Annotated in this window: 14 protein-coding genes; 11 read left to right on the top strand and 3 right to left on the bottom strand. The window is 30.4% G+C overall.

The window, feature by feature from the left end; all coding sequences use genetic code 11:
• The 3 genes from arsB to KA909_RS07985 all read right to left on the bottom strand — a co-directional run.
• The coding region (arsB, locus tag KA909_RS07995) for an arsenite/antimonite efflux transporter (protein ID WP_210130095.1) at positions 1–746 on the bottom strand (746 nt) is incomplete at its 3' end.
• The gene (gene arsR / locus KA909_RS07990) at positions 743–1,057 is read right to left on the bottom strand and encodes an As(III)-sensing metalloregulatory transcriptional repressor ArsR (RefSeq protein ID WP_000120603.1); all 315 of its coding nucleotides are present in this window, start codon (positions 1,055–1,057) and stop codon (positions 743–745) included. The genes arsR and arsB, both read right to left, overlap by 4 nt.
• A gap of 60 nt (positions 1,058–1,117) precedes the next feature.
• Complete coding sequence (locus KA909_RS07985) at positions 1,118–1,717, bottom strand: recombinase family protein (protein WP_031588332.1); 600 nt, start codon at positions 1,715–1,717, stop codon at positions 1,118–1,120.
• Between the two features lie 196 nt (positions 1,718–1,913).
• On the opposite strand from KA909_RS07985, the gene KA909_RS07980 reads away from it, so the two are divergent.
• From KA909_RS07980 to KA909_RS07940, 11 genes are all read left to right on the top strand, one after another.
• On the top strand, positions 1,914–2,114 hold the full coding sequence (locus KA909_RS07980; RefSeq protein WP_031588347.1) for a hypothetical protein: 201 nt from the start codon (positions 1,914–1,916) through the stop codon (positions 2,112–2,114).
• A 32-nt stretch (positions 2,115–2,146) separates the two neighbouring features.
• Positions 2,147–2,467, top strand: coding sequence for an ArsR/SmtB family transcription factor (locus tag KA909_RS07975; RefSeq protein ID WP_058332255.1), 321 nt, complete (start codon positions 2,147–2,149; stop codon positions 2,465–2,467).
• A gap of 90 nt (positions 2,468–2,557) precedes the next feature.
• Complete coding sequence (locus tag KA909_RS07970) at positions 2,558–3,442, top strand: permease (protein ID WP_058332254.1); 885 nt, start codon at positions 2,558–2,560, stop codon at positions 3,440–3,442.
• Between the two features lie 13 nt (positions 3,443–3,455).
• The gene (locus KA909_RS13660; protein ID WP_150527333.1) at positions 3,456–3,590 is read left to right on the top strand and encodes a hypothetical protein; all 135 of its coding nucleotides are present in this window, start codon (positions 3,456–3,458) and stop codon (positions 3,588–3,590) included.
• Positions 3,591–3,659: 69 nt separating this feature from the next.
• Complete coding sequence (locus tag KA909_RS13720; RefSeq protein ID WP_348634707.1) at positions 3,660–4,502, top strand: DDE-type integrase/transposase/recombinase; 843 nt, start codon at positions 3,660–3,662, stop codon at positions 4,500–4,502.
• Complete coding sequence (locus KA909_RS13715; RefSeq protein WP_345889468.1) at positions 4,502–5,098, top strand: Mu transposase C-terminal domain-containing protein; 597 nt, start codon at positions 4,502–4,504, stop codon at positions 5,096–5,098. The genes KA909_RS13720 and KA909_RS13715 overlap by 1 nt, the downstream gene beginning before the upstream one ends.
• On the top strand, positions 5,091–5,927 hold the full coding sequence (locus KA909_RS07960) for an AAA family ATPase (RefSeq protein ID WP_031588352.1): 837 nt from the start codon (positions 5,091–5,093) through the stop codon (positions 5,925–5,927). Before KA909_RS13715 ends, KA909_RS07960 begins: the two co-directional genes overlap by 8 nt.
• Before the next feature lie 19 nt (positions 5,928–5,946).
• Positions 5,947–6,507: a recombinase family protein gene (locus KA909_RS07955; RefSeq protein WP_031588353.1), complete on the top strand. Its 561-nt coding sequence runs from the start codon at positions 5,947–5,949 to the stop codon at positions 6,505–6,507.
• A 204-nt stretch (positions 6,508–6,711) separates the two neighbouring features.
• Positions 6,712–7,305: a recombinase family protein gene (locus KA909_RS07950; RefSeq protein ID WP_000690628.1), complete on the top strand. Its 594-nt coding sequence runs from the start codon at positions 6,712–6,714 to the stop codon at positions 7,303–7,305.
• On the top strand, positions 7,277–8,719 hold the full coding sequence (locus tag KA909_RS07945) for a Mu transposase C-terminal domain-containing protein (protein WP_210130094.1): 1,443 nt from the start codon (positions 7,277–7,279) through the stop codon (positions 8,717–8,719). Before KA909_RS07950 ends, KA909_RS07945 begins: the two co-directional genes overlap by 29 nt.
• On the top strand, positions 8,712–9,150 hold a 439-nt coding region (locus tag KA909_RS07940), incomplete at its 3' end, for an AAA family ATPase (RefSeq protein WP_210130093.1). The genes KA909_RS07945 and KA909_RS07940, both read left to right, overlap by 8 nt.

Genomic DNA, 9,150 nt, shown 5'->3' with positions numbered 1-9,150 from the left:
GGTTTTTGGATAAACTCGCTAACAAGATATCCAACGAGTAGTACTGCTAATACTATCCATGAAAGCTTAAATAACTTAGAATCTTTAATTGCACTTTTAGGATCTGATAGATTTTCTGTATCGAACGTTTTAGGTATGGATTTTCTGAAATATAACCATAAAACGAGAATACTAGCAATCAGAGAGAATATATTAGGAATAATCATTCGGCTAAAATATTCAATAAATCCAATATCGAAGTAATCTGCAGAAACGATATTAACTAAGTTACTTACAATTAAGGGAAGTGATGTAGTATCAGCAATAAAACCACTGGCAATAATAAAGGGGAAAATCACTTTTTGATTAAATCCTAGATTCCTTACCATCGCTAATACAATAGGCGTTAAGATTAAAGCTGCACCATCATTTGCGAAAAATGCTGCTACAATTGCCCCAAGTAACATAATAAAAACAAACATTTTTAAGCCATTACCGTTTGAAGCCTTGACCATATGTATCGCAGACCATTCAAAAAAACCAATTTCATCTAATATTAATGAAATAAGAATAACAGCCACAAAAGTTAAAGTTGCATTCCAAACAATACCTGTTACTTCTAATACATCAGAAAGACTTACGACTCCTGTAATGATAGCAACAACAGCTCCAATTAAAGCTGTAATACCAATATCTAAACCTTTTGGTTGCCAAATCACAAAGGTTAAAGTTAAAAGAAAAATTACAATTGCTAAAATAGTCATCAACAGTCACCTGATTTCACATTTTTACATACACATCTTTGATTAGATGTATTAATGATGTTCAAGTTTTGGATAATATCATCTAAAATAGCATGATTAAGTTGATACCAATGTTTATTGCCGTCTTTTCGTGTTGTAACTAATTCATTATCTACTAATGACTTCATATGATGACTTAGTGTAGGTTGTGAGAATTGAAAGTGTTCTAATAAGTCACAAGCGCATAGCTCACCACAAGAAAGTAAATCTAATATTTCTAACCTACTTGGATCTGATAAAATTTTTAATATTGTTGATAGTTCTTTATAAGACATGAATAAACCTCCTAGACATTAAATAGATTAACATCTATATAGATTATTGTCTATGTTATTTTATTTACTATTTTTTATTCTATATATAGTTTGACGTGTAATACCAACTTCTTTAGCTATAGTACTTATAGATTTACCCTGTTCAAGTAATTCAACAACTCGGTAATAAACTAAACGCTTTTGTGGGTCTTTAGCATTGGGAGAATACAGAACAGGTCTCCCTTTATATATACCTTTTTCTTTGGCGACTTGAATCCCTTGAGCTTGTCGACGTTTACTTTCATTTCTTTCTTGTTCTGAAATCATTGCTAAAATTTGAATAATTAAATCTTTCATAAATTTATCTAGTAGTGGATTTCCAATGACTTCATTCATCATAGGTAAACTCGTTATCATGAGCTGAACTTCTTTATCTTTTAAGTAATTAACTGTTTGAATTATTTCCTCGTAATTTCTTCCTAGTCTATCAATAGATTCAACAATTAAACGATCTCCCATTCTTAAAAAATTTAATACTTCTTGAAAAACAGGTCTGTTTTCTATAGATTTACCTGATTGTTTTTCTGTGAAAATTTTCTCAGCACCAAAAGATTGCAAATTTTCAATTTGCCTATCTAAATTTTGATCAATGGTCGAAACTCTTGCATAACCAACTATCATTTTTAGCACCCCTTTTTCATACACCCTAATCATACAAACGAAAATAGCATTTTACAAGTATTTTTTATTGTTCGATTAGGGTAAACCCTAAATAACAGAATTTAGTAACTTGCAAAAGTTGCATTAATAATTTATAGTTAATACATCAAAAAAAATTGATGTATTGTTTTAGTATTTTATAAAGGAGTTCGATTTTATGAGAATAAATCATGCAGGTACATTATCTGTTGATTATTTTGTTAGCTACTTAAATCTAATTATGATATCAAGAGAAGTTTCTTTAAAAGAAGCTATATCATATATGAAAAATGAGTTCTTTAAAGGTGAACCTGACATGTATGGTAAAATAACAAAAACTCATTTTAATCAAGCAATACAAGAACTCAAACAAAAATAGAAATATCTATATATAAGAGAGGTGATTATTTAATGGAAATTATTCAGTCCAGTCCTAATAGAACTGAGGAAGAACAATTAGACTTTTATGAACAGATGTTTAATGCGCTAGCTGATAAAATCAGACTTAAAATTCTACATTCAATACGTCAAAGTGATTCAAAATCTTTATGTGTGTGTGATTTAGAGGAGCTATTAGATTTAAAACAATCTAAGCTTTCGTATCATTTAAAAAAATTAATAAGTGCACAGATATTAATATCTGAAAAACATGGTACATGGAACTACTACAAAATCAATGAAGCACAGATTCAAGTCGTATTAACTGAAGATACTTGCTGTAAAATATTATAGGATTTATCTTCTTACACATCATGTTAATCAACTTTTTTTAATTTATATATCAAAAAAAGTTGATTAAATAAATTCAGAGGAGTTATACTAATGACAGATTCAATCATCGAATTCATAAAAACATTTTTAACGTTATTTTTTGAATTGTTAGCATTATTTATAGTTGTAAGTTTTATTGTAAGTTTAATTCAACAAGTAGTATCAGAAGATAAAATACAAAAGCTTTTAAGCAAACCAAATAAAGCAACCAACTATGTATTAGGAATGATATTTGGTGCTGTTACACCTTTTTGCTCTTGTTCAACTATTCCAATACTTGCAGGTCTATTAAATTCCAAAGTTCCTTTTGGTCCAGCAATGAGTTTCTTAATTGCTTCACCGTTAATGAATCCATTAATGATATTTATGCTATGGGCTTTATTAGGTTGGAAAGTAGCTGTTGTTTATTTTGTAGTACTAGCAATTTTCAGTATTTTAACAGGTTTAGTGTTTTCAAAAATGAATTTAGCTGAAAGTTATAAAGGGGTCAATGTTAAAGGTGATGGCTTTTTTGCTAATAAATCAGGATCTCGTTTTAAACAAGCATTAAACGATGCGTGGGCGTTTTTATACCCAATGTTACCTTATCTATTTATTGGTGTGTCTATTGGTGCCTTTATATATGGATTCATACCGGAAGCATTTATAACTAAGTATGCAAGTGGCGATGGTATTATCTCTGTTGTTATTGCTTCTGTTATTGGTATACCTATGTATATTAGACCAGAAACGATACTTCCTATAGCTGAAGCTTTAGTATCTAAAGGTATGTCACTAGGAACAGTCGTGGCATTAATTATAGGTGGCGCAGGCGCAAGTATACCTGAAGTCGTATTGTTATCTAAATTATTTAAAAAGAAATTTGTAATATCTTTTGTTATAGCAATTTTAGTAGTGGCGGTTGCTACAGGCCTAACTGTTAACTTAATCATTTAAGGAGGTGAAGTAAATGGGTATCAAAGACGCGTTAAAAAAATTAAAACCTCAAGAGCAGTCATGTTGTTCAGTAGAAATTGAAGAAAATAAAGAGAGTAAAAAAGAGAATACAAGTAAAGATCAACAGAATAATAAAGGCTGTTGTTAATGGCGTATCATTAACAATTAAATTAGGGAGCATAACAGTATGCTTCCTTTTTTTAATGGAGGTGCTGAAATGATTCAAAATTTAGCTGACTTTACAGAAGAAGAACGTAAAAAAGCTATGGAAAGATATCGTGTCCTTGAACCTTATTTAAAAAACTTAAAATCAGTTAGAACAGTTAGCAAATCAGCAAAAATACCAAAGCGTACGCTTTATAATTGGATTAATAGATACAAAAATGATGGATTAGCTGGCCTTACAGATAAAACGAGAAAAGATAAACATCGAATAAAGATAGATGGAGATATTATCAATTTTGTTCAGAACGAGTATTTCAGTAACAGAGGAATTTCTATAGCTTCTATATATCGCAAAACAAAGCAGTGGTGTAACAATAAGAGGGTTCCTGAACCTAGTTATTACCAAGTTTATAATATTATTAAGCGAATACCTGAAAACTTAAAAGCTTATTCAAATATGAACTCAAAAAAGTATGCTGAAAAATACGATGGTATATTTTTACGTGAGTGCCAACGTCCCAATGAAATTTGGCAAGCTGATCATACTATGTTGGATATAGAAGTATTAAATGAAAAGAATGAAATTGAAAGACCTTGGTTAACAATTGTTTTAGATGATTATAGCAGAGCAATTGCAGGTTTCAGAATAGAGTTTGGATCACCAGACACTGAAAGAACAGCACTTGTTCTAAGACAAGCAATATGGAAAAAAGGAAATTCAAATTGGCCAATTTGTGGCATACCAGAAAAATTCTATACTGATCATGGCAAAGATTATACCTCAGAACATATGCAACAAGTATCAGCTAACCTCAAAATAGAACTGATATATTCCAAAATAGGTATACCAAAAGGCAGAGGAAAAATAGAACGTTTTTTCAAACAGTTAATTTAATGTTTCTTCAATTACTTCCTGGTTATACAAAAAATAAAAAGTCAAGAAAACATCTTACTTTGGAAGAGCTTAATAATAAGTTTGAGCACTTTATAATAAACGAATATCATTATCGTAAACATGGAACAACAAAAGAAAAACCGATGCAGAAATGGAATCAACCAGACTTTCTCCCACAATTACCTGAATCTAGAGAATTATTAGATTTACTATTATTAACTACAAGCAAACCTAGAAAAATACACAAAGATGGTATCTATTTTAAAGGACTAAGGTATTTTTCTACTAACCTCATTGCTTATATAACAGAAGAAGTTTTTATAAGATATGATCCTCAAGATATTTCAGAAATTCGAGTCTATTTAAACAATCAATTTTTAAGTATTGCATATTGCAGTGATTTAGAAAACCAAAGTATAAGTATAAAAGAAATCGAAAGACTAAGAGCAAATAAAAAAAGAGAGTTAGGAAAAAGTATTACTCGTACACGTCACCTCGTTCAAAATCTTAATCGTCCCAAACTATCAAATGAAGAATTAAGTAATAACGCAAAACAAGTTAAAAAGTCAAAACTAAAGAGGTATAAAAATGACTAATAAAACTTTTGTTGAAACAAAGCAGTACCGTCGATTTGAAGAATTTTGTGATAATTGCGCTAAGTATAAATATATGGGGGTTTGTTACGGAAATCCCGGTGTAGGTAAAACATTTTCTGCACAATATTATGCAAATTGGGACTATGTAAACCCAATCATTACTAATTATCAAAAAGCTGATGATAAAGGAAGTAATGTACATGATGATCAATTTCTAAATTGCAAAACCATTTTTTATACTGCCCCTCCTGTTAGACCTTCAAGAATTTATAAAGAATTATTAAACTTGGCTAGTGAATTAACATTAGGGAAAATTGGATATCGATCATTAAAAAGACAAGAGGAATTTAACGGATTAGAAGAACTTGTTAGATTACAACCAAGTAATTATGAAATTGATTTAATTATTATTGATGAAGTTGATAGACTAAATTATAAAACACTAGAGATTATTAGAGATATTTATGATCAACTTGATATTGGTGTTGTTTTAATCGGTATGCCAGGTATAGAAAAACGATTGTCAAGGTATCCTCAATTATATTCCCGTATTGGTTTTAGTCATCAATTTGAAAAATTAAGCAACGATGAATTAAAACACGTTTTAGAATATAGGTGGGAGGAGCTTTCCTTACCTTTAAGTTATGAGGATTTTGAAGATTATGAATCTATTAATACGGTAATAAAAATTACGAATGGTAATTTTAGATTAGTACAAAGATTATTTTCTCAAATTATACGAATTATGGAGATTAACGAATTGAATAAAATAAATGTTGAAGTGATAGAAACTGCTAGAGATGGCTTACTAATAGGAGAAAATGAGTAATTTGAAAGGGCTGTAGTATATGAGAAAAATAGGATATGCACGTGTACCTTATACTGACCAAAATTTAGATGTTGAGATAACTCATTTGTTAATCAATGGATGTGATTTAGTTTTTTCTGAGAAAGTAAATATTTATAGTAAAAACCAAATAGAACTTAAAAGTTGTTTAGAAGAATTAAAAGAGAATGATATTTTAGTTATAAATGACTTAAAAACTTTGGGATTAACGCCAAAACAGTTTATGGACTTCATAGATAACGAAATAATATCGAAAAACCTCCATTTAGAAGTACTTAATCTGAATATAAATACTCAAAATGAATATGGGCAATACTTTATTAGAGTATTCCAAATGTTGCTAGAATCCGAAAAAGTTCTAGTGCAAGAGAGAACGTCAAATGGTTTGAAAGCCGCTAGAGAAAAAGGTCGAAAAGGAGGACGACCTCAAAAAGTTGAAAAAAGCCAAAGGTATTATATTAAACAACTATATGATAGTGATAAATATACAGGTGAAGAAATTGCTCAAATGACGGGATTAAGTAGGAGTTCCATTTATAGAATAATTAAAGAAATGTTATAAAAGAAAGCAGGTAAACAGTTATATAATTGTCTACCTGCTTTGCGCCATTTAAAGCACAAAATTTGTGCCATATAACTCCAAAACTGACATAAGTGAGTAATACATATATTTTCGTGTTCAAAAACCCAACAAAAAATCTATGTTCACAAAAGACCTTGAAATTAAGTTATGGTACACTGTATATGTATATAGGAGGTTTGTATTTTGAAAATAGGTTATGCAAGAGTTTCAACTGGATTACAAAATCTGAATTTACAGGAGGACCGATTAAACGCATATGGTTGTGAAAAGATATTTAGCGACCATATTAGTGGTTCAAAAAGTAAAAGACCTGGATTAGATAAAGCAATTGAATTTGCGAGATCAGGAGATACGATTGTTGTTTGGAGACTCGACAGACTAGGACGTAATATGGAGGATTTAATCACATTAGTTAATGAGCTTAACGAACGAGGTGTAAGTTTCCATAGTTTAGAAGAAAATATAACGATGGATAAATCAAGTTCTACAGGACAATTATTATTTCATTTATTCGCAGCGTTTGCAGAATTTGAACGAAATTTAATTTTAGAACGTTCTTCAGCTGGCCGAATTGCAGCACGTGCTAGAGGACGCTATGGAGGTAGACCCGAAAAATTAAATCAAAAAGATTTAAACTTACTTAAGACACTTTATGATAATGGCACGCCAATTAAGACAATTGCAGAGCAGTGGCAAGTTTCACGTACAACGATTTATCGTTACCTCAATAAATTGGAGGAAAAGGAAGATGAAAAACAAGGAGAAGTATCTAACTAATTTTTCTGAAGCCAAACGTAAAGAAGCTACTCAAAAGTACAATATTATAAAACCTTTTATCTTGGGCAAGCAATCTTTATCAAGCATTTCTAAAAGCAAAGGTATTGCGTTAAGTACACTTTATAGGTGGAATAAATTATATAAGGAACAAGGTCTTACTGGTCTAATTCATAATACAAGAGTTGATAAAGGTGAGCATAAATTAAAACAAAACATAATAGACGAGATTAAACGCCTTGCACTCAAGAATAAAAGAAATAGTATTGCTACGATTCATAGGAAAATCGCTAATTATTGTATAGAGAATAATTTTTATAAACCAAGTTATAAACAAGTTTATAGTATTATTAAAGCAATGCCTAAGTCTGTTATTGATTTCTCTCACCAAGGTGAAAAATACTATCAAAATAAGTACGATTTAATACAAATAAGAGAATCCTCAAGACCCAATGAAATATGGCAAGCCGACTATACTTTGCTAGATATTTATATATTAGATCAAAAAGATAATATCAATAGACCATGGCTAACCATTATTATGGATGACTATAGTCGTGCAATTGCAGGCTACTTTATAAGTTTTGATGCTCCTAATGCTCAAAACACAGCATTAACACTACACCAAGCAATATGGAATAAGAATAATACCAATTGGCCAGTATGTGGTATACCCGAAAAATTCTACACAGATCACGGGAGTGACTTTACCTCGCACCACATGGAACAAGTCGCTATTGATTTGAAAATTAACTTGATGTTTTCAAAAGTTGGTGTCCCTCGTGGTCGCGGGAAAATAGAACGGTTTTTTCAGACAGTTAACCAAACTTTCTTAGAACAACTTCCTGGATATATAAACAATAATGATACTTCTAGCGATTTAATAGATTTTCAAAATTTCGAAGAAAAATTACGATACTTTTTAATTGAAGATTATAATCAAAAAGAGCACAGTGCTATCCAGAGCACTCCTATCAATCGGTGGAACAGTAATCATTTTTTTCCTAATATGCCAAGCAGTTTAGAACAACTTGATTTATTATTATTAGAAATACCTAAATCTAGAAAAATTCATTCAGATGGTATTCATTTTCAAGGCTTTAGATACAGTAATACAAACCTAACTGCTTATGTAGGTGAGTATGTATTAATTCGTTACAATCCCAATGATATGGCTGAAATACGCGTTTTTTATAGAGATGAATTTCTTTGTACAGCAATATCCCCTGATTTAGCTGATTATTCAATTGATATAAAAGAGATACAACACGCACGTAGTCAGAGAAGAAAACACTTAAAACAAAACATTGCTAGTCCAAGCACCACTGATTTAATTAAGGAAGAAAAAAGTTATGGTTACTCACCTCAAGAAACGACCAAAAACGTCAAAAAATTAAAGAGGTATCGTAATGACTAAAAATCAGAATTTCATTGAAACGAAAGAGTATAAACGATTTGCTGAATTTTGCGATGCTTGTATCAAATATCAATATATTGGGATCTGCTATGGTCAACCTGGTGTCGGAAAAACTTTATCTTCTAGGTATTACACAAATTGGAATACTATTGAAAAGCAAGTTAATCATAGAGGGTGGGAAGATCTAGCTAGTAAAACGACTGATGATATATTATCGGTGAATAAGATATTTTATACTGCACCGGCTGAAAAACAAACAAGATTAAGTAATGATCTATATAGTATTAGTGCAAGTATTGATTTGGGTCAAAAATTACACATCGTAAATAAGTATGGTCATGATCATAGTAAACATTATAGTGATATGTTTAAATATATTGATTTAATTATAGTAGATGAGATTGATCGCCTTAAAGTGCAACATTTAGAGC

The organism is Staphylococcus sp. GDX8P54P (assembly GCF_017893165.1).
Taxonomy (GTDB): Bacteria; Bacillota; Bacilli; order Staphylococcales; family Staphylococcaceae; genus Staphylococcus; species Staphylococcus borealis.
The sequence above is the reverse complement of the archived record's forward strand: the minus strand, read 5'-3'. Positions and strand labels throughout refer to the sequence as shown.

Bases quoted from the DNA above. Each gene is read 5' to 3' on its own strand.
- KA909_RS07960 (WP_031588352.1), top strand. From the start codon at position 5,091: ATGACTAATAAAACTTTTGTTGAAACAAAGCAGTACCGTCGATTTGAA.
- KA909_RS13720 (WP_348634707.1), top strand. From the start codon at position 3,660: ATGATTCAAAATTTAGCTGACTTTACAGAAGAAGAACGTAAAAAAGCT.
- KA909_RS07975 (WP_058332255.1), top strand. From the start codon at position 2,147: ATGGAAATTATTCAGTCCAGTCCTAATAGAACTGAGGAAGAACAATTA.
- KA909_RS13715 (WP_345889468.1), top strand. From the start codon at position 4,502: ATGTTTCTTCAATTACTTCCTGGTTATACAAAAAATAAAAAGTCAAGA.
- KA909_RS07945 (WP_210130094.1), top strand. From the start codon at position 7,277: ATGAAAAACAAGGAGAAGTATCTAACTAATTTTTCTGAAGCCAAACGT.
- KA909_RS07970 (WP_058332254.1), top strand. From the start codon at position 2,558: ATGACAGATTCAATCATCGAATTCATAAAAACATTTTTAACGTTATTT.
- KA909_RS13660 (WP_150527333.1), top strand. From the start codon at position 3,456: ATGGGTATCAAAGACGCGTTAAAAAAATTAAAACCTCAAGAGCAGTCA.
- KA909_RS07985 (WP_031588332.1), bottom strand. From the start codon at position 1,717: ATGATAGTTGGTTATGCAAGAGTTTCGACCATTGATCAAAATTTAGAT.
- KA909_RS07955 (WP_031588353.1), top strand. From the start codon at position 5,947: ATGAGAAAAATAGGATATGCACGTGTACCTTATACTGACCAAAATTTA.
- KA909_RS07980 (WP_031588347.1), top strand. From the start codon at position 1,914: ATGAGAATAAATCATGCAGGTACATTATCTGTTGATTATTTTGTTAGC.
- arsR (WP_000120603.1), bottom strand. From the start codon at position 1,057: ATGTCTTATAAAGAACTATCAACAATATTAAAAATTTTATCAGATCCA.